The sequence below is a fragment of the Mesorhizobium sp. M1342 genome (assembly GCF_040317955.1).
Taxonomy (GTDB): Bacteria; Pseudomonadota; Alphaproteobacteria; order Rhizobiales; family Rhizobiaceae; genus Mesorhizobium.
On sequence record NZ_JAMYLI010000003.1, the window covers coordinates 247,634 to 267,600 of the forward strand.

Below are 19,967 nucleotides of genomic sequence, written 5' to 3' on the forward strand. Positions count from 1 at the left end.
GGGCCGGGAGCACATCTATGACGCTGGAATTGACGGCTAAGGACCGATCCATGCTCGACGGCGAGCAGGGCCCGTCCGCCGCCGCTGCCATGAAAATCCTCGTCGCATTTTCCAATGCGGTTGGGGCGCGCGGTCTGCTCGACATCACTGGCGCCCATATCGATGGCTGTCTCTACCACGGCAAGGCAGGGCTCGATTTCGTCGAGCGGCTGGTCGAAGGCGGTGGCCGGGTCCAGGTGCCGACGACATTGAATGTCGGCTCATTCGACCTCATCCATCCCGGCATGGTGAAGATGCCGGCAGCGGAAGAGGTGCCGGCGCGGCGGCTGATGAAGGCGCATCTGGAGCTCGGCTGCCAGGCGACCTTCACCTGCGCACCTTACCAGACGCGGTTCAGGCCGGAGTTCGGCGAGCAGATCGCCTGGGGCGAATCCAACGCCATCGTCTTTGCCAATTCGGTGATCGGCGCGCGCACCAACCGCTATGGCGATTTCATCGATCTGTGCTGCGCCATGACCGGCCGCGCGCCGGCCTGGGGTCTGCATCTGAGCGAGAACCGGCGCGGCCGGATCCTATTTGAGCTGGATGTTCCGGACGGCGAGCCGAGCGACAGCCTTTTCGTCGGCGTCGGGCTATTCATCGGGCAAGCGAGCGGCGACCGCGTTCCGGTGATTGCCGGTCTGCCGCAGCCGCGCGATGAGGACCAGCTAAAGGCGCTGGGCGCGGCGGCTGCAACGACGGGTGCTGTGGCGCTGTTCCATGCGGTCGGCATCACGCCGGAAGCGATGACGCTCGATGAGGCGTTCCAGGGTCATGCGCCTGACGAAACGATCCGCATCACCCGCGCCGATATCGACCATGCGCTGGCCAGGCTATCGAGCGTACGGGATGGCGCGCCGGTGGCGGCCGTGTCGCTCGGCACGCCGCATTTTTCGTATGAGGAGTGGATGCGACTGTTGCCGTTGCTGCGCGAGGCAGCACCCGGAAGGCGCATCCCGATCTACGTCAACACGGGCCGTGCGACCTTGGCGCGACTGCAGGAGGAGGGCGCGCTGGCGGGGATGGAGGCGTTTGGTCTGGTCCCGGTCGCCGACACCTGCACCTATGTCACATCGATCCTGGAACGCCTCGACGGCGTCGTGATGACCAATTCCGGCAAATGGGCGCATTATGCACCGGGCAATATCGGCGTGTCCGTCGCCTTTGCCGAGATGGAGGATTGCATCCGCTCCGCTGCCGTCGGGCATGTCGTGCGGAGCGCCTCATGACGCGACCGGTGGCACGAACCGGCACCTTCCAGTTGGCCGGCGAAGCCAAGGGCCAGGCGCTGGTGTTCTCGCAACCCCTCAGCTTCTGGGGCGGTATCGATGCCGAGACCGGCGACATAACAGACCATTCGCATCCCGGCCTCGGCCAAAATGTCGCCGGCAGGATTTTGGTCATGCCGAGCGGGCGCGGCTCATCGTCTTCATCCTCGGTGCTGGCCGAGGCGATCCGCAGAGGCACGGCGCCGGCCGGTCTTCTTCTGGAGCGGCCGGACCCGATCCTGGCGGTGGGCGCCATCGTTGCCGAGTTTCTTTATGACATCCGCATGCCGCTGGTGGTGTGCGATATTTCGAACCTTGTCTCCGGTGATCAAATTGATATCGGCATCGGCAAAGACGGCGGGCCGATCATCAGAGTTCACCCCGCCATCAATCCGGCAGAGCCACGCCGCCAATAGGCAGCCGCCAGCGTCTGATCGCGACCAAGTCCCAGCGTGTCGCGCCAATATTCGCGCACGATCTTGGCGGCAGCGGCTTCCGCCGCGAACCAGCCGAAGGCCGAACCGTCCTGCGGCCACGCCACCGAGCGGACAGCCTCGGCCAGCCGTCTGTCCTCGCCCGCCGCCACGCCATCCCGTGTCAGCCAATGCACTTCGATGCGGGTGGGGTTGGCGATCTTCTGCCGTTCACCGTCATTGGCGATCTCGACGAAGGCAACGCCTTTTGTCTCGGCCGGCAGCGTCTCCAGCAGCCGCGCCAGCGCCGGCAGGCCGGTTTCATCGGCACCCAAGACATACCATTCTGCCTGCCGCACCGGACGGCCGACCGGTCCCATGATGCCGACCTTCATGCCGGGCGCTGCCTGCATGGCCCAGGTGGAGCCGACGCTCTCGCCGGTATGAATCAGGAAGTCGACATCGATGATGCCCTTTTCCACGTCGAGCGCGCGGATGGTGTAGACGCGCGCCACCGGGCGCCGGTCATCGGCGGGCCAGACCGGCAAGCCATTGCCGCCGAGCACCGGCCACAGCGGATCGGGCACCTCCCTGGTCGGAAACAGCATGCGGATATGCATGCCGCCGAATTTGGCGAAACGGCTGAGATCCTCGCCGGCCAGCCGGATGCGGCGCATATGCGGGGTGAGGTCGCGAATATCCGTCACCACCATCTCGCGGAACTGAGCGAGGCTGGTTTCGCCTGAGAGATCGCCGGTCCAGACGATCTCGGGATTTTCCTCCTTGGCGTAGACCTGTACGGCCGTGGCCAGCAGGTCCTTGATACGGGCCAGCCCGTCGCGGTCGGCGGCATTGGCCCGCATCACCAGCCGTTCCATGTCGAAAGAGGCGCCACCGAAGGCAAAGCGGAAATCGATGCGCTGTCCCTGATGCGAAGCATCGGCCTCGAAGCTCTGCAGTCTGTCGCTGATGCTGTCCATGTAATCGGGCAGATGTCGCAGGTTGAGCTGTGCCTCACAGGCCAGTTCACGCACCGATGCTTGGCTCATTGTCAGCCTCCGATCCTGCCGGTGAGCGCCACCTTGAAGGTGCGGCCCTTGCCCTGTTCGGTTGCCGCCGAGGTCGACCATGCGCTTTGCGGGTCGGTGTAGGCGGTGTTGAAGATGTTATCGACGCCGAAGTCGAGCTTGAGGTTGTCATTGACGCGCCAGTTGGCGAAGACGTTGACCAGATCGAAACCGTCATCGACGACCGGCACGGCGTTGGGATTGGTGCGGCTGGTGCGGGTGATCTTGCCGACGCTGAGATATTGCGCGCCGACGGTGAGCTGGTCCTCCAGCATGCGGAAGCCGATGGTGGCCGAGAAGCGGTCGAGCGGCGTGTTGTTCAGCGCCTGGCCGGAATAGACGCCGCTGACGACCTTGGCGTCGATCAACGCGCCGGCAAGGTTCACAAAACCCCAGTTGTAGTCATAAACCATCTCGGCCTCGATGCCCTTCAGCCGGGCGTCGCCGATGTTGATCGCGGTGCGCGGCAGGACGGTCAGGTCGACGTCGATGTAATCCTCGACGGCAGTGTGGAAGACGTTGAGCTTGGCGCGCAACCGGTCGCCCGCCGTCAGAACATCGTCATACTTGACGTTGATGCCGGCCTCCCAGTTCTTCGCCGTCTCGGGCTGCAGCAGAAGATTGGGCCGGTATGTATCGCCGCCGCCATGCGCGCCGCCGCCGCGGAAGACATCCTGCAGGCCCGGCGCCCGATAGCCTTCGGAATAGGTGCCATAGAGCTGGAAGCCATCGAATGGCGTGACGCCGACGGTGAGGCGCGGCGACCAACGATCGCCGGAGATCGAGGCTTCCTGCGGCGACGGGATGCGCGTTTCGCCATCGAGCTGGTAGCCGTCATACCGCATCGCAGTGATGACCTGCAGCCAGTCCTCGTAATCGCCCTGCCACTGCAGGAAGCCGCCATAGCCCTGCTGTTCGCCAGCGCCGAAATGCGCCGCTTCCGAGGAGGCCTCGAGATAGTAGTAATCGAGTCCGTAGGTCAGCGTATGTGCTAGTCCCCAGGCGTCGAAACGTGAGGAGTTCTTCACGTTGAAGCCGGATGTGGCGACATCGTAAAAACGGAAATTGCCGATCCCTGAGGCAGGCGCGACCTGCGTCTGCTCGGTGCGGGTGCGGTTGTGGTAGGCATTGGCGCTGAAGTCGATCAGCTCGTTGTCGTCTGGCTTCCAGGTGTAGGCGGCGGTGTAGGTCTGGTTGGTGGTGTTGGTGTCGTAGCGGCTCAGCGTCGGCGAGGTCGAGCCGCTGGATCCGGTGATCTGGTCGTTGTAGCGCTGCAGGATGGCGCCGAGCTTCAGCTCATGGTCATCGGCCGGCCGCAGCGTCGTCTTCAGATAGCCGCTGGTCACCCGCTCGCCGGTCCATGGCACGGTCTCGCCATTGCCGTCGGTGTAGCTGTCGCGGTCGCGGTAGATGAGGTTGCCGATGATGTCGGCATCGTCGCTGAAGCGGTAGGCACCGGTGGTGCTGGTGGTGAAGCCGTCGCCATTGTCCTCGTAGCCGAGCTTCTCGCTCAGCGCCCAGCGCTCGTCCTTCTTGAGGAAATCGCCGGCGTCCTTGGTCTCGAAGGAGACGACGCCGCCGATGCCGCCTGACCCATAGGCATTCGACACCGGGCCACGAATGACGGTGGCTTCCTTGATCAGGTCCGGTTCGACATAGAACGAGCCAGAGCCATGACCGACGCGCCAATAGTCCTGACGGGCGCCGTCGAGCGTCACGACGACGCGGCCATATTGCTCCAGGCCGCGAATGTTGATGGCGGTTGCGGGATCGTCGCCATTCATCGAGGCAGCGACGCCGGGCGTGGTGCGGAAGATGTCGGCCGCTGTGTCGGGCTGAATGCGGTCGAGTTCGTCCTGATCGACGGCGCTGATGGCGGCCATCGATTCGATCACCGCCGTTTTGATCATCGTCGCCGAGATGGTGATCACGTCGAGCATCGTCGCCGGCTGATTCTGCGCGGCACTGGCCGGCGCCAGGCGGCCGGCCTTGGCGGCGGCCTTTTTCTCCTGGTCCTGTTCCTGCGCGCTGGCAAGAGGCACGGCGCAGAGGCCGAGCACGAAGGCGAGCGCGGTGCTCGCCATCAAGGTCGTGTTTGTTGTCGTTGTCATCGTCATGCAGCCCCCAAGCAAAAGCAAAACTGCTGGCGGTGGCTGAAGGGCCTTGGCTGGCATGATCGAGAATCCCTCGACCAGGCGGGCCGGGGCAGGGGTCACATATTAAAACATGATGACACAAGTCAACTTTAAATTTATAGCCGACCATCATCGAGAAGCATCTGGCACGGGAACAGCGGCATGGTCGGCAGTTTAGGCGAAGGCAAGACGACCCACTGGTCGCAACCTGGCAGGATCGCGGCGGTGCTGCTTCTGGCGCTGTCGGTGCTGGCGCCTTCCTGTGGTTTCCAGGCGCTGGCCGCCGAGGGCGTTGTCGACGCGCTGGGGCGAACCGTCGTGCCGGGCGCGGCGACCCGAATCGTGACGCTCGGCTCCGACGTCACCGAGATCGTCCACGCGCTGGGCGCCGGCGAGCGGATCATCTCCGTCGATCGCGGCAGCAAATATCCGCCTGAAGTCGCGCAAAAACCCAATGTCGGCTACCGCCGCCAGCTTTCGGTCGAGGGGCTGGCCAGCCTGCGTCCCGACCTGATCCTGGCGGCCGAGGACAGCGGACCGCCGGAGGCGGTCGAGGTGCTAAAATCACTGGCGATCCCGATCGTCTTCGTCCCGCAGGACAACAGCCCGCAAGGCATCGAGCGGAAGATCACCCTGATCGCCGCCAGCCTTAGGCTCGAGGACAAGGGCAAGGTGGTTTCCGCCGAGGTGCTCACCGCCTTTCAGACGGCAGCCGATCTGGCAGCAAAAATCCCGCCGGAGCGGCGCAAGAAGGTGGTGTTCTTCCATGGCCTCGTGAAGCTGAGCGCTGCCGGCGCCGGCACCTCTGCCGACGCCATCATTCGCTATGCCGGCGGCCTCAACCCGATGGATGTCGTGCATGGCTACAGGGCGGCATCGGAGGAAAAGCTGATCGAGATGGCGCCTGACGTCATCCTGATGATGAGCGACGGCAAGAGCGGGCCGACGCCCGAGCAGGTGTTCGGCAACCGCGCGCTGGCGGCAACGCCGGCGGCGGCCAACAAGGCGCTGGTCGTGCTTGACGGCGCCTACATGATCGGCTTCGGGCCGCGCACATCAGATGCGATCCGTCTGGCGAAGGCGCTTTATCCGGAAGGGGAATGACGCCGTAAAATCGCAAGGCGGTTCGGCTGGGCAGTACCAATTCGTCGGCGAACCAGTTGAGCTTGATAAATCCTGTCCGTCCGGATTTCTCCGGATCGGCTTCCGCCCGAACAAACTTGGCGGCTCGGCCTGAAACATTGGCACGATATTCTAAGCCGCGCGGTTGACCGCGAATGCGCTATCCAGCCTATAATTATACTAAATTCATAGACTAACTGCGGACGTTCAGGGCGCTCGCACCTTGGCCTGTGAAAATGGTTGCACAAGGGAGCGCATCGATGCCGAAGACAGAGTCCAATCCGATCGACCTCGGCACCAGGGCGGCCGATTTCCTGTTGCCCGACGCGCAAGGCGTGCTGCACCGCCTCGCCGATTTCGACGCCAAGCCGGCCCTGCTCGTCGCCTTCATTTCCAACCGTTGCCCGTTCGTCGTGCTGATCCGCGAGCAGCTTGCCGCTTTCGCCAGGGATTATGCGGGCAAGGGGCTGCAAGTGGTGGCGATCAACGCCAACGACCACGAAGCGCATCCGGAAGAAACGCTTACCCGTATCGGCGAAGAGGCCGAAAAATTTGGCTATTCCTTCCCCTATCTCAAGGATGCGTCGCAGCAGACGGCGAAAGCCTATGGCGCGGCCTGCACGCCCGACTTCTTCCTGTTTGATACCGACCGGCGGCTCGCCTATCACGGCCAGTTCGACGAGGCGCGGCCGGGCAACGGCAAGCCGGTGACGGGTGCCGATCTGCGAGCGGCGGTCGACACGGTGTTGGAGGGCGGCAGGCCCATTGCCAGCCAAGTGCCGTCGATCGGCTGCAACATCAAATGGAGTGCCGGCAACGAGCCGGTCTGGTCTTCCAGCGCGGCGCGCGCGGCCTAGCGCCGGCCTCGACGCATTCGCCAGGTGTCCATGCACAAGCCGCAAAAATCCGCTTCCGACAGCTTGCTGCTCCAGGCAGACGTGCTGGTGCTGGGCGGCGGCCCGTCGGCCGCCTGGGCGGCAGTCGCGGCGGCCGAGGGCGGCGCCAAGGTGGTGCTGGCCGACAAGGGCTATCTCGGCACCAGCGGCGCCACCGCGCCGTCCAACACCGGCACCTGGTGCGTGCCGCCGGGTGACAACAGGCACGCCGTGGTCGAACGACGCTGGCAGCGCACCGGCGAACTCGCCGACCCGCGCTGGATGCTGCGCTGCGTCGACACCGCCTACCGCAACCTGCTCAGGCTGTCCGAATGGGGCTATCCCTTTCCGAGCGAGGATGACGGACGGCTCTACATCGCCAATCTGCGCGGCCCGGACTACATGCGCTTCATGCGCCGCCGGGTGCTTTTGGCCGGCGTCACCGTGCTCGACCATCATCCGGCGCTCGAACTTCTGTCCGACGGCGATGCCATTGTCGGCGCCGCCGGTGTTGCGAGACAGATCGGCCAGGACTGGCGCGTCGACGCCAACGCCGTGGTGCTGGCGACCGGCGGCTGCGCCTTTCGCGAACGCATCCTCGGCGCCACCGGGCTGACTGGCGACGGCTATCTGATGGCGGCCGAAGCCGGCGCCAGCCTGTCGGGCATGGAGTTCACCGGCAAATACACGCTGGCGCCCTATGGCTCATCGCTGAACAAGGGCCTGCCGTTCCGCTGGGCCTCGTTCCATCGCGAAGATGGCTCGCCGATCGTCGGACCGACCGGCGAGCCGTTGCGTAACGGCATCGGCGACCGCGAGGAGGAAGTGGCGCGCGCGCTGATCGACGGCCCGGTCTATGCGCGGCTCGATCAGGCCGAACCGGCGCTGCAAGGCTGGCTGCGCCAGGGCCAGCCGAATTGCTTCGTGCCCTATGACCGCGTCGGCATCGACCCGTTCAGCGAGTTGTTCCGCATCACCTTGCGCGCCGAAGGCACGGTGCGCGGCACCGGCGGCATCGACATCGTCTCCGACGATTGCGCCACCGGCGTGCCCGGCCTCTACGTCGCCGGTGATGCCGCCAGCCGCGAGATGATGACCGGGGCCGTGTCGGGCGGCGGCGCCGTCAATTCATCCTGGGCGCTGGCCAGCGGCTGGTGGGCCGGCAAGGGCGCCTCGACCCATGCCAAGCGCCGCACCGGCAAGGCGTTCCGCAGTGCGGTGCAGTCGCTCGGCCAAGCCGGGTTGCGTCCGGCATCGTCGGCGAGTGCCGACATCTCGGCGAGCGAAGTTATCGAGGTGGTGCGTAGCGAAGTGACGCCGCTCGGCAAGAATTTCTTCCGCACCGGCGAGGGCCTGGAGAAAAGCGGCGAGCGGCTGGAGAGTGTCTGGCGCGACGTGCGCGACCATCTGCAAGGCGAGGGGCTGGATCGGGTCCGCACGCGCGAGGCGGCATCGATCGCCGCTGCCGGGCGCTGGTCCGTGGCCGCAGCGCTGCACCGCACCGAGAGCCGCGGCATGCATCGCCGCACCGACCTACCGGGCAAGAGCCCGGCCTTCGCGCACCGGCTGGTCATCACCGGTGTGGATGAGTTCCGCATCGCAGGTGCGCCTGAGCGGCTGGCGGAGCTGGCGTCATGATCGAGATCGTCTCGGCCACGCGCTGCGTCGAATGCGACATCTGCGTCAAGGTGTGCCCGGCCAACGTCTTCGACGCGACCGACAATGGCGTGCCGGTGATCGCTCGCCAGGAGGACTGCCAGACCTGCTTTCTCTGCGAGATCTACTGCCCGACCGACGCGCTTTATGTGGCCGAGTTCGCCGAAGGGCCGACCGGCATCACGGAAGCTCAGGCCGACGCCCGACGGCTGTTCGGCTCCTATGCCCGCGCGCTTGGCTGGAAGCGCGGCAAGGCGGGCGGCTCGGAATTCGACCCGACGCACCGCATCCGCGTGGCGCAGTGAACCGATCGGAGACAGATATGGATCGCCCGAACATGGACCGGATCGTCGTCAGCGACATCAGCAAGACGTTCCAGCTCAAGCCGGGGCAGTTCGTCACCGTCGATGGCGAGGCGACCGACCGCGTCACCGTGCTCGACGGCGTTGATCTCTCGATCCGCAAAGGCGAGTTCATCACGCTGGTCGGCCCGAGCGGCTCGGGCAAGTCGGTGCTGCTCGATATCATTGGCGGGCTGACGCAGGCGACCGGCGGCAATGTCCAGCTCGACGGCAGGCGCATCACCAGGCCCGATCCAAAGACCGGCTATGTCTTCCAGCAATATGCGTTGTTTCCCTGGCGCACGGCGCTCGCCAACATCGAATATGCGCTGGAAGTGCGCTGCGTGGCCAAGGCCGAGCGTACCGCCACAGCCCGCCATCTGTTGGCGCTGTTCGGCCTTGCTGGTTTCGAGGACCGTTTTCCCAACCAGCTGTCCGGCGGCATGCAGCAGCGTGTGGCAATCGCGCGTGCGCTGGCCAGCAACCCGGAAGTGCTGCTGATGGATGAGCCGTTCGCGGCGCTCGACCAGCAGACGCGTGAACTGCTGCAAGGCGAGCTGCTGCGGATCTGGGGCAAGATCAACACGACTGTCATTTTCGTCACCCACTCGATCGACGAGGCGATCTTCCTCGCCGATCGCGTGGTGGTGATGACGGCGCGGCCGGGCGCGGTGAAGGAGATCATCGATATCGACCTGCCACGGCCGCGCGACGGCGACATCCGCGCCAGCGCCGAATTCAACGCCTATCGCGCCCGCGTCTGGGACGTGCTGCGCGACGAGGTCAACAAGGCGCAGAAGGACTGGACCCTGTCACCAGCCTTCAGTCACTGAGGAGCTGGACCAATGGCCTATCTGACCGAGAAGTTTGGCTCCGCTGGAGCGCTCCACCTGTTTGCCGGCGCTGGCGAAACGGTCGCCGTCGCTAGGGTCCCGGCCATCAAGGCCAGCGCCAAGAACCGGAGCAAGAAAGCGAGCCACGGCACGTTCCTCTATGGCTTGCCGCTGCTCGGCCTGTTCTTCCTGCTGTGGGAGATCGCGCCCCGGCTCGGCTGGCTGAACCGGATCTTCTTTCCGCCGCTGAGCGAGGTGCTGGTCGCCTGGTGGGCGCTGCTCGCCTCGGGCGTGCTGATCGAGCATATCGGCATAAGCCTGCAGCGCGCTGCGATCGGCTTCGCACTCGGCGTGGTGGTGGCCATCCCGCTCGGTCTGTTGATGGGGCGCTATTGGCTGTTCGAGAAGGTTTCCGACCTTCTGGTGCAGACGCTGCGCAACACATCGCAATTCGCACTGCTGCCGGTGTTCATCCTTTTGCTCGGCATTGGTGAGGAATCGAAGGTGGCGATCACCTTCTACTCCTCGGTTTTCTTTCTCCTCGTCAACACGATCAGCGGCGTCAAGTCGGTGGATCCGCTGCTGATCAAGGCGGCGCGCTCGATGGGCACGTCCGACTTCGATCTGTTCCGGAAAGTCATCCTGCCGGCCAGCATTCCCTCGATCGTCGCCGGCGCGCGGCTGGCGGTGAAATCCTCGCTGTTCGCGGTCATTGGCGCCGAGATGCTGGCGGCCAAATCCGGCCTCGGTTTCCTCATCCAGAACTCGCAGCTGATGATGGAAACGGCCGACATGTATGCCGGCATCCTGACGCTGACCGTCATCGGCCTGACCGTCAACTACCTGCTTGTCTGGTTCGAGCGCTGGGCGACAGCCTGGAAAGGCCAGTCCGAGACCTCGCTCATCTGAGCCGTCCATTCATTCCAATCAGGAAGGATTTTCCCATGCCCAGCATTCCATTCGATGCACTTCGCCGACTGCTCCTGAAGGGCGCCATTGCCGTCGTCATCGGCCTTGGCGGCATGCCTGCCTTCGCCCAGGACAAGCCGGAAATCATCCGCATCGGCAGTACCGCGCCGGGGCATCTCAAATTCATCCTCGCCCAGAAGGACGGCTGGTGGGAGAAGGAATTCGCCAAGGACGGCATCAAGGTCGAACTGGTGACTTTCAATGGCGGTTCGGAGGCGACGACAGCGTTGGCCACCGGCGCGATCGAATTCACCTATACCGGCAACAATCCAGCGCTGCGGGTTGCTGCGTCCGGCGCCGACGTCAAGCTGATCGGCCTGTCGAGCTATGTGAAGGCCGGCGGTTCCTACATCGTCGTCAAGACCGACTCGCCGCTGAGGACACTGCAGGATCTCAAGGGTAAGAAGGTCGCCTATTTGACCGGCACGGTGCGGCATTCGAATTTCAGCAAGGCGCTGAACAGCGTCGGCCTGACCACCAATGATGTCGAAGGTCTGAACCTGCCTTTCGAGGCATCCGGCCCGGCGCTGCTGCGCGGCGATATCGACGCCATTGTCGAGACCGATTCGACGGCGGCCAAGCTGGTCGACACCGGCGAGGCGCGCGTCCTGTTCGACACCAGCACCCATCCGGAATGGAACGTGCCCAACGTCATCTCGGTCAACGGCGCCTTCGCGGCGAAATATCCCGATCTGGTCAAGCGGCTGCTGAAGGTCGATATCGAGATTTCGCGCTGGGCCGACGCCCATCCGGACCAGACGATCAAGACCTTTGTCGAGGCGACCAAGTCGTCGGAAAAATCCGTCCGCAAGACCTATGCCGACGGGGTGTTCCATCAGGATCCGAAACTCACGGACGACGCGATCGCCGCCTTGCAGGGCGAGGAGAAATTCATGGCCAGCGCCGGGCTCCTGAAGGGCTCGATCGACTATGGCAAATGGGTCGACAAGAGCTTTGTCGATGGCGCCGCGGCTGAAGTCGCTGCCGTCCAATAGGCCCGGAAAGATCGAGCGGGCGGCGCTTTGCGGCGCCGCCTCGTACAGGTCAAATCTCCGGAATGTTCTCCTTGAAGACCACCTGCAGCCTTGGCTGGTGCAATTCGTAGGGCAGCCCCCGGACCGCATGGATCAGGGTGTTGAGCGCTTCGCGGGCCTCGACGCGCGGGTTCTGGTCGATCACCGCGTCGAGCGTGCCGTCGAGCAGAAGGTCCTTGGTGCCGTCCGTCACTTCGTGGCCGAGGAAGACCATGGATTGGGCGCGGCCGCGCTCCTTGAGCGCGCGGGCGATGCCGGTGTTGCCGGCGCCGACATTGTAGATCGCGGCAAGGTCGGGGTGCCGCTCCAGCAGGGCCGATGCCTCCGAATAGGCCTTCTCGCGGTCGTCGAGCATTTCGCGCATCTCGACGATCTGCAGATTGGGTGATTCCTCGGTCAATACGTGGCGGAACCCCATCTCGCGTTCCTCGTGGCCGCGATAAGACAGCGAGCCGGCGAACAGCGCCACCTTGCCCGGACGCCCCGATCCCATGAAGCGGTTGAGCAGATAGCCGGCCAGCCGCCCGGCGGCGCGGTTGTCGATGCCGATATAGGCGACCCTGGGTACATGCAGGATGTCGGAGGCGATGGTCACCACCTTGATGTCGTTGGCCGACAGGGAGCGGATTGCTTCGCGCACCGTCGGATGGTCGAGCGCGATGACGCCGACGCCTTGCGTCTGTCCGCGCAGATCCTGCAACAGGCGAGCAAGCCGGTCAGGATTGAAGCCCTCGATGGTGGCGATATGGACATCGAGGTCGGGCCGCGCCAGAGCCTGTGCCTCGATCTGGCGGTGCAGCATCTTGATGAAGGAATTGGTGCCGGCCGGCAGGGCGAAGTCGAGCCGGATGACCTCGCCGGGCGAGGGTCGTGGCGGCGCGCCGTTCGGGCCTTCGGCGATGTAGCCGAGGCGCTGCGCCATTTCGAGCACGATTTCCCGTGTGCGCGCCCGTACGCCGGGTCGGTTGTTGAGCACGCGGTCGACGGTGGCGGCCGAGACGCCGGCCTCCCGGGCTATGTCAGTCAGGGTGGAACGCACCGTCTTTCATCTCCTGCATGCGTCAGATCGGCTGGTGACGGCTTCCCCGCCATCGGCGATTCTGATGGGAAATGATGTATCCGCCCTTGGCCGATGTGCAAGCCGCCGCGCTAAATCAAATCGTCCGGCAGGGCTGCGCAGGGCCGGTAAGGGCCGGGTGCCCTCAAATTGAGGCATTCGGCGTGACGCATGGATCCCGTTTTTGTGCATTTCCTTGCCTTGTTGCAACGTTATGAGGTGTTTTGATTATTTATGATGTTGACAGCCTTGCCATGCTGCCGTCAATATCCCTCATAAGGGCCGTGGAGGAAACGTGGCCCTGAGGGAGGAGTTTCAATGTCTGACTTGATCCGCATCTCGCGGCGCCGGCTGCTGGCATCCGGAGGAAAGGCGGCTGTGATCATGGCCGCCGCTGGTATCGCACCCCAATTCATTCGTCCCGGACGTGCCTATGCGGCCGACGCGCTGGCGCCCGGCATGATCGGCGGCCCGACGGGCTTCGAAGGGGCCGAGCGCTACCAGTATGGCGCCGATACGCCGGAAGGCCGCGCCATCGAGGCGGCCAAGGCGCTGAAGGGCGCCGGCAAGGCGCCGGCCAAGATCGTGCTCGGCCTGTCCGACGGCTCGATCGGCCAGCTCACGCAGCCGTTCCCGGCCGGTGCGCCGTCGATCAAGGAGCTGTGGGAAAAGGAAACCGGCATCGCGATCGAAATCGTCGGTTTGCCGAACGGCCAGGAATTCACCAAGACGATGCAGGACATCTCCACCAAGGGTGGGGCCTACGACATCTACTCGACCGAATGGAACCGTCTTGGCGACCTCGCCGAAACCGGCGGCATCGCCAAGCTCGACGACTTTGTCGCGCAGCATAAGCCTGAATGGGACGATCCGGTCAGCGGCTATGTCAACGGCGCCAAGGGCGTGTCGCTGCTCAACAAATACCGCGGCTCGAACTATGGCGTGTCGCTGGACGGCGACTTCCAGACTTGGGTCTACCGCGCCGACCTGTTCGGCGACGAAGCCGAGAAGAAGGCCTTCAAGGACAAATACGGCTACGATCTGGCGCCGCCGAAGACCTGGAAGCAGCATGGCGACATAGCCGCCTTCTTCCAGCGACCGGACAAGGGCCTGTTCGGCTCGACCGACCTGCGTAACCAGGGCTGGGGCTACACGAACTGGTACCAGCGCTATGTCTCGATGGCTTCGCCCAACCAGTTCCTGTTTGGCGATGACGGCAAGCCGATGATCAATTCCGAGCAAGGCATTGCCGCCACCAATGAATATGTCGCTTCGCTCGCGCATCATTCGCCGGATGCGATCTCCTGGGGTTGGCCGGAGCAATACGGCAACTTCGCCAAGGGTGGTGCGGCGATGACCTGCGCCTTCTCCAACTTGCCGAAATTCCTCGACAATGCCGGCAACAAGGATTCAGCCGTCACCGGCAAGATCGGCTCGATGCTGCCGCCCGGCCGCGAGATCGGCGGCAAGCTGATCAGCCGTTCCGTGTTGTGGTTCTCGCTGACCGGCATGGTCTCGTCGCAGTCGAAAAACCAGGAGGTCGCCTATCTCCTGCTGCAATGGCTGGGCTCGGCCCGTATCTACGCATGGATGAGCGCCAACCCCGGCGGTTATCTGGACCCGTTCCGGCTTTCGGACTTCTCCGATCCGCTGGTGCGCCAGACCTATCATGCCTACCACATGGACGTCGTGCGCGAGACGGTCGCCCGCACCGTGCCGACCATCAACTATCCCGGCGCGACAGCCTTCCACAATGCGCTCGACGAGAACCTGATGGCGGCGCTGACCAAGGCCAAGACATCGGAGCAGGCGATGGCCGATACCGAGGCAGAGTGGAAAAAGATCGCACGGCGCACCGGCGAGGACAAACTGCTCGAAGCCATCAAGACCAACAAGGAGGCCTGGCCGACAGTTCTCGATCCAATCGTCTGATCCTTCTCCCTGGATCATATCGAAGGAGGGGAGGAGCTTGCTTCTCCCCTCCGCCCACAACGCCACCAGCAAAGCCGCCAGATGAAGCGTTCCGTTCCTTTCCTGATATTCCGCTATGCCGCGATCTTCGCGGCCATGGCGGTGACGCTGGTGCCGATCCTGTGGATGGTATCGATGGCCTTCAAGCCGATCGCCGAATGGTCGGCGACCGGCGCCGACCTGACCTGGTGGCCGAAGAACCCGACGCTCAGCAATTTCCGTTTCGTCTTCGGCGAGTCGACCAACAATTTGATCGTCGCGCTCGACCGTAACGCGCTGAAGCCGATCCTCGCATCGCTGCTGTCGGCGGTTTTCGGCACGGTGATCGCCATGTCGGCGGGCACTGCCGCGGCTTATGGGCTGTCGCGTTTCGGCTCCGGCCAGAACCTGCCGCTGGCGCTGATTCAGCTCCGGATCTTTCCGCCGATGGCGGTCATGATCCCGGTGATGATCATGTGGGCTTTCCTCAACTTCACCGATAGCTGGTGGGGCCTGGCGCTGATCTACGGCATCGTCACCTTGCCGTTCGCCTTCTGGCTGATGAAGACCTTCTTCGACGACATGCCGCGCGAGATCGAGGAGGCGGCGCTTGTCGAAGGCTGTTCGCGGCTGCGCGTCTTCACGCGCATCACGCTGCCGATGATGCGCGCGCCGCTCGCCAGTGCGGCGCTCTTCGTCTTCATCCTCAACTGGTCGGACTATTTGATCGCGCTGCTTCTGACGACGCGCGAATGGGTGACCATCCCGGTCTACATGGCCTCTCTGTCCTCCTCGATGACCGGGCAGCTCTATGGCGCCAAGGCGGCGCTTGGCCTGATCGCGGCCGTGCCGCCGGTCATCATGGGCATCGCCATCCAACGCCATCTGGTGCGCGGGTTGACGTTCGGGGCGCTCAAGCAATGAGCGCGGTGACTGTCATGACTTCCAAGGATGAGATGAAAGCCGTCGGAGCAAAGCCGGTTTCGCGCGATGAGGGCGCAAGGCTGGGTTTCCGGCTGACATTGCCTGCGCAGATCCTCGTGCTGTTCATCTCGGCCTTCCCGCTGTTGATGCAGCTCTACATCAGCGTCACCGACTGGTCGCCCCTGTCGGGCACCGGCTGGTGGAACGCCTGGTCGATGTGGAACAGCTTTGCCAACTACACCGATCTCGCCGTCGACGCGCGCTTCTGGAGCGCGCTGAAGCGTACGGCCATCGTCATGATCGTCTGCGTGCCGGCGGAGTTCCTGCTCGGGCTGGCGCTGGCGACGCTGTTTGCCGACGATTTCCCGGGCAAGCGCGTCTTCTATTCGATCCTGCTGATGCCGATGATGGTGGTGCCTGCGGTGGCCGGCTACATGTTCTTCATGCTGTTCCAGTCGGGCGGCCCGGTGAACGACATCTTGTCGTCGCTGACCGGTTCGCCTGTCACCATCGCCTGGCTGTCGGACCCGACGCTGGCGCTGATCGCGGTGATGGTCGCCGACATCTGGCAATGGACGCCGCTGATGTTCCTCATCCTGCTCGCCGGCCTGGTCGGCGTGCCGGAGGACCAGATCAAGGCGGCGACGCTGCTCGGCGCCAATCCCTGGCAGCGCTTCGTCACCATCGTGCTGCCGAAGATGAAGACTATCATCATCATCGCGCTGGCGATCCGGGTGATCGAGAACTTCAAGATCTTCGACACGCTCTACATCATGACCGGCGGCGGTCCAGGCGTCGCCACCGAAACCATCTCGGTCTACATCTACAAGCTCACCACGCAGGACCTGATCTGGGGCTATGTGGCGGCGATCGCGCTGGCCATTTTGGTCGTGCTGTCGATCGTCGCGGTGTTCGCCATGAAGCGCATGGCGCGGGCATGCGAGGTGGCGGCATGAGCGCCATTCACCTGCAAAACCTGATCAAGAAATTCGGCGACTTCACCGCGCTGAAAACGATGGATTTGGCAATTGCCGATGGCGAGTTCATGGCGCTGCTCGGCCCGTCGGGCTGCGGCAAGTCGACGACGATGAACATGATCGCCGGCATGGAAGAGCCGACCGGCGGCAAGATCCTGTTCGGCGAGCGCGACATGGCCGGCGTACCGATGGGCCGGCGCGGCGTCGGCTTCGTGTTCCAGAACTACGCCATCTTCACGCATATGACGGTGCGCCAGAACCTTGCCTATGGACCAAAAATGCGAGGGGCTGCCAAAGCCGAGATCGATCGCCGTGTCGGCGCCATCGCCGAGATGCTGCAACTGACGCCGCTGCTCGACCGCAAGGCCGACAGGCTGTCGGTCAACATATTGCAGCGGGTGGCGATCGGCCGCTCGGCGATCATGGAGCCGGCGATCTTCCTGCTCGACGAGCCGCTGTCCAATGTCGACGCGGCTTTCCGGGCCGTCATGCGCACCGAACTGAAGCAGCTGCAGCGGCAGTTCCGCCAGACCATGGTCTACGTCACCCACGACCAACTCGAGGCGATGACCATGGCCGACCGCATCGCGGTCATGGATCATGGCGTGCTGCAGCAGGTCGGCACGCCGCTCGAGGTCTACAACGATCCAGCCAATGTCTTCGTCGCCCGCTTTATCGGTGCACCGGGCATGAACCTGCTCAAGGGCAGGCTGGCGGAGAGCGATCGCGGACTGGTCGTCGATCTCGGGCCGTTGGGCGTCACGCCGCCGCTGCCGGGCGAACTCGCGGCGGCCATGCGCGGTGCCCGCGGCGAGGTGCTTTACGGATTCCGGCCGGAACAGGCGACGTTGGTGCAGAATGGGCAGGGCCTCGCAATGCCGGTGACCTTTGTCGAACGGATCGGTGCGCGCACCATCGTTCATCTCGGCCAGGGCGAGGCGGCTGTGAAAACGGTGTTCGACAATGATGTCGGACTGGCTATCGGCGACACCGCTGTCATCGCCCCCACTACGTCGTCGGTGCGCGTCTTTGACGCCGCTGCCGGCCTTGCGATGAAGGCAGGTTGAGATGGCCGATATCGTCTTCCGCAACGTGACCAAACGCTACGGCAACACACTTGCCGTCGACGACGCCTCGTTCACCGTCAACGACAATGAGTTCTTCTGCTTCTTCGGACCGCCGCTGTCGGGCAAGTCGACCATCCTGCGCCTGGTGCTTGGGCTGGAGACACCTGACTTCGGAGAAATCCTGATCGGAGGCAGGCCGGTCAACGCGATGTCACCGGCCGAGCGCAACGTGGCGATGGTGTTCCAGAACCTGGCGCTGTTTCCGCATATGAGCGCGCTCGGAAATGTCCGCTTCCCCCTGGTCGAACGCCGGGTGGCCGAGGTCGAGATCAAGCGGCGGGTCACGGACGTCGCGGCGAAGCTGCATATCGGCCATATCCTGCACAAGCCGCCGGGACAGCTTTCGGGCGGGGAGCGGCAGCGCGTGGCGATCGCGCGGGCTCTGGTGCGCGATCCCAATGCCTATCTGATGGACGATCCGATCTCGGCGCTAGACGCCAGGCTGCGCGAGGAAACGCGCGTCGAGCTGAAGCGCATCCAGCGCGAACTCGGCAAGACGCTGATCTATGTCACGCATGACCAGGAAGAGGCGATGTCGGTCGCCGACCGCATCGCTATCCTGGAGGACGGCAAGGTCAGGCAGATCGGCACGCCGGCAGAGATCTACGACCGCCCGGCCAGCACCTATGTGGCAAGGCTGCTTGGCTCGCCGATGATGAACATTCTCAGATCGGCGCGCGGCGAGGGCGGTGTCGAAGCGGCTGAAGGCACGATCCGCATCGAAGACAAGACAGCGCCCGCCGACGCCGTGGAGATCGGCCTGAGGCCGGAAGACATCAAGGTCAGACCGTGGGCGGATGGGGGCCCGGGCCGCCCGGCGCGAGTGTTCGAGGTCGAGCCGCTTGGCGGCTACACCGTGGTGACGCTCGCTGCCGGGCAGGCGCGGCTGAAGGCATTGCTGCGCGGCCAGCCCGACATTCGGCCGGATGCCATGGTGGCGATATCCTGCGAGCCGGCCAGAGTGCATTATTTCGAACAGAGCGGCGGGGCGTTGGCACGATGACGGCCGCCGCAAGGAAAGACTTTCGGGAGGAAGAGATGGCAAACAAGGGCTTCGAGCCGGACGTGAAGGTCCGCACGAAGGAATACAGGATCGGCTGCGTCGGCGCCGGCATGATCATGGCCGAGTGTCATCTCGCCGCCTACAAGGAAGCTGGATTCCCGGTGGTGGCGATCGCCTCGCGCACCAGGGCCAGCGCCGAGAAGGTGGCGACGCGCTGGAGCATCCCCACGGTCCACGACACGCCTGAAAAACTGATCGAGGACGAGAATGTCGAGATCATCGATCTTGCTTTCCCGCCCGACCTGCAGCCGGCGCTGATCCGTCACGCGCTGAAGCAGAAGCACATCAAGGCAATCCTGGCGCAGAAGCCGTTGGCCTTGTCGGTCGATGAAGCGGTCAAGCTGCGTGACGAGGCGGCCAAGGCCGGCAAGATCCTCTCGGTCAATCAGAACATGCGCTACGACCAGTCGATGCGCGTCTTGAAGCAGATCATCGACAGCGGCGCGCTGGGCGACATCGTCTTCGCCCAGATCGACATGCACGCCATCCCCCACTGGCAGAGCTTCCTCGAGGATTACGACCGGCTGACGCTGGCCAATATGAGCGTGCATCATCTCGACGTTCTGCGCTTCCTGTTCGGCGATCCAGATGAAATCACCACGCTGACGCGGAAGGATCCGCGCACGACATTCGACCATTCCGACGGCATCACCGTGTCGACGCTGCGCTTCCCGTCCGGCGTGCTCGCCGTGTCGCTGGAGGATGTCTGGTCCGGTCCGCGCCAGGATGGCTACAAGGACGACCAGCACATCAACTGGCGCGTCGACGGCACCAAGGGCGTCGCGAAGGGCACCATCGGCTGGCCGACGGGCGCGGCCTCGACGCTGACCTATGCCTCGACCGAGACGACCGGCGGCGAATGGGTCAGCCCGAGTTGGGACACGATGTGGTTCCCGCATGCCTTTATCGGCGTGATGGAGCAGCTCCAGCATGCGGTGAAGACCGGCACGCCGCCGGCGCTGTCGGTGGCCGACAACGTCAAGACCATGGCGCTGGTCGAGGCGGGCTATCGCTCGATCGACGAGGGCCGCACTGTCAAGCTTTCCGAAATCGCTATCTGATCACCGCAACTGAAACACCAGACAACTGAATCGCTTACAGGGAGGAATTTCACACC

At 64.1% G+C, this 19,967-nt stretch carries 18 protein-coding genes; 15 read left to right on the plus strand and 3 right to left on the minus strand.

The genetic code is table 11. The features are described 5' to 3' along the window. The first annotated feature begins 17 nt into the window (after positions 1-17). Together NKH06_RS04545 and NKH06_RS04550 are read left to right on the plus strand one after the other, a co-directional pair. Positions 18-1,268, plus strand: coding sequence for an aconitase X (locus NKH06_RS04545; RefSeq protein WP_352630454.1), 1,251 nt, complete (start codon positions 18-20; stop codon positions 1,266-1,268). Next, positions 1,265-1,723: an aconitase X swivel domain-containing protein gene (locus NKH06_RS04550; RefSeq protein WP_352441197.1), complete on the plus strand. Its 459-nt coding sequence runs from the start codon at positions 1,265-1,267 to the stop codon at positions 1,721-1,723. The genes NKH06_RS04545 and NKH06_RS04550 overlap by 4 nt, the downstream gene beginning before the upstream one ends. Here the strand turns inward: NKH06_RS04550 and NKH06_RS04555 are convergent. Both NKH06_RS04555 and NKH06_RS04560 read right to left on the minus strand, forming a co-directional pair. Next, entirely contained in the window at positions 1,684-2,769 is a 1,086-nt protein-coding gene (locus NKH06_RS04555; protein WP_128303399.1) for a siderophore-interacting protein, read from the minus strand. The two genes, NKH06_RS04550 and NKH06_RS04555, sit on opposite strands and share 40 nt — an antisense overlap. Before the next feature lie 2 nt (positions 2,770-2,771). Then, complete coding sequence (locus NKH06_RS04560; protein WP_352721965.1) at positions 2,772-4,898, minus strand: TonB-dependent hemoglobin/transferrin/lactoferrin family receptor; 2,127 nt, start codon at positions 4,896-4,898, stop codon at positions 2,772-2,774. 186 nt (positions 4,899-5,084) lie between these two features. Here NKH06_RS04560 and NKH06_RS04565 point away from each other — a divergent pair, with 186 nt between their 5' ends. The 7 genes from NKH06_RS04565 (at position 5,085) to NKH06_RS04595 (ending at position 11,713) form a co-directional block, all read left to right on the plus strand. After that, a complete protein-coding gene (locus NKH06_RS04565) occupies positions 5,085-6,026 on the plus strand; it encodes a heme/hemin ABC transporter substrate-binding protein (RefSeq protein WP_352892358.1) in 942 nt (313 codons plus the stop codon). 278 nt (positions 6,027-6,304) lie between these two features. Further along, positions 6,305-6,901, plus strand: a complete 597-nt coding sequence (locus tag NKH06_RS04570) for a thioredoxin family protein (RefSeq protein WP_352892360.1) — start codon at positions 6,305-6,307, stop codon at positions 6,899-6,901. A gap of 30 nt (positions 6,902-6,931) precedes the next feature. After that, a complete protein-coding gene (locus NKH06_RS04575; RefSeq protein ID WP_352554748.1) occupies positions 6,932-8,557 on the plus strand; it encodes an FAD-binding protein in 1,626 nt (541 codons plus the stop codon). After that, positions 8,554-8,880 carry a 4Fe-4S dicluster domain-containing protein gene (locus NKH06_RS04580; RefSeq protein WP_023814043.1) on the plus strand — a complete coding sequence of 109 codons (327 nt, stop codon included), beginning with the start codon at positions 8,554-8,556 and terminating at the stop codon, positions 8,878-8,880. The genes NKH06_RS04575 and NKH06_RS04580 overlap by 4 nt, the downstream gene beginning before the upstream one ends. A gap of 32 nt (positions 8,881-8,912) precedes the next feature. Next, positions 8,913-9,749 carry an ABC transporter ATP-binding protein gene (locus tag NKH06_RS04585; RefSeq protein ID WP_352775310.1) on the plus strand — a complete coding sequence of 279 codons (837 nt, stop codon included), beginning with the start codon at positions 8,913-8,915 and terminating at the stop codon, positions 9,747-9,749. Between the two features lie 12 nt (positions 9,750-9,761). Further along, complete coding sequence (locus tag NKH06_RS04590; RefSeq protein ID WP_352554749.1) at positions 9,762-10,658, plus strand: ABC transporter permease; 897 nt, start codon at positions 9,762-9,764, stop codon at positions 10,656-10,658. A gap of 35 nt (positions 10,659-10,693) precedes the next feature. Then, a complete protein-coding gene (locus tag NKH06_RS04595; protein ID WP_352554750.1) occupies positions 10,694-11,713 on the plus strand; it encodes an aliphatic sulfonate ABC transporter substrate-binding protein in 1,020 nt (339 codons plus the stop codon). 49 nt (positions 11,714-11,762) lie between these two features. Here NKH06_RS04595 and NKH06_RS04600 read toward each other — a convergent pair whose 3' ends face one another. After that, entirely contained in the window at positions 11,763-12,791 is a 1,029-nt protein-coding gene (locus tag NKH06_RS04600) for a LacI family DNA-binding transcriptional regulator (RefSeq protein WP_352554751.1), read from the minus strand. Positions 12,792-13,127: 336 nt separating this feature from the next. Between NKH06_RS04600 and NKH06_RS04605 the strand changes: the two genes are divergently transcribed. From NKH06_RS04605 to NKH06_RS04630, 6 genes are all read left to right on the plus strand, one after another. Then, positions 13,128-14,741, plus strand: coding sequence for an extracellular solute-binding protein (locus NKH06_RS04605; protein ID WP_023814038.1), 1,614 nt, complete (start codon positions 13,128-13,130; stop codon positions 14,739-14,741). An 81-nt stretch (positions 14,742-14,822) separates the two neighbouring features. After that, positions 14,823-15,683, plus strand: a complete 861-nt coding sequence (locus NKH06_RS04610; protein ID WP_013530821.1) for a carbohydrate ABC transporter permease — start codon at positions 14,823-14,825, stop codon at positions 15,681-15,683. Continuing rightward, positions 15,680-16,639 (plus strand): carbohydrate ABC transporter permease, encoded by a 960-nt coding sequence (locus NKH06_RS04615; protein WP_352892363.1) that lies wholly within the window; start codon positions 15,680-15,682, stop codon positions 16,637-16,639. Before NKH06_RS04610 ends, NKH06_RS04615 begins: the two co-directional genes overlap by 4 nt. Next, positions 16,636-17,727 (plus strand): ABC transporter ATP-binding protein, encoded by a 1,092-nt coding sequence (locus tag NKH06_RS04620; protein WP_352798914.1) that lies wholly within the window; start codon positions 16,636-16,638, stop codon positions 17,725-17,727. The genes NKH06_RS04615 and NKH06_RS04620 overlap by 4 nt, the downstream gene beginning before the upstream one ends. 1 nt (position 17,728) lies before the next feature. Continuing rightward, on the plus strand, positions 17,729-18,790 hold the full coding sequence (locus NKH06_RS04625; RefSeq protein WP_352441187.1) for an ABC transporter ATP-binding protein: 1,062 nt from the start codon (positions 17,729-17,731) through the stop codon (positions 18,788-18,790). A 35-nt stretch (positions 18,791-18,825) separates the two neighbouring features. Next, on the plus strand, positions 18,826-19,911 hold the full coding sequence (locus NKH06_RS04630) for a Gfo/Idh/MocA family protein (RefSeq protein WP_352798912.1): 1,086 nt from the start codon (positions 18,826-18,828) through the stop codon (positions 19,909-19,911). Positions 19,912-19,967: the final 56 nt, after the last annotated feature.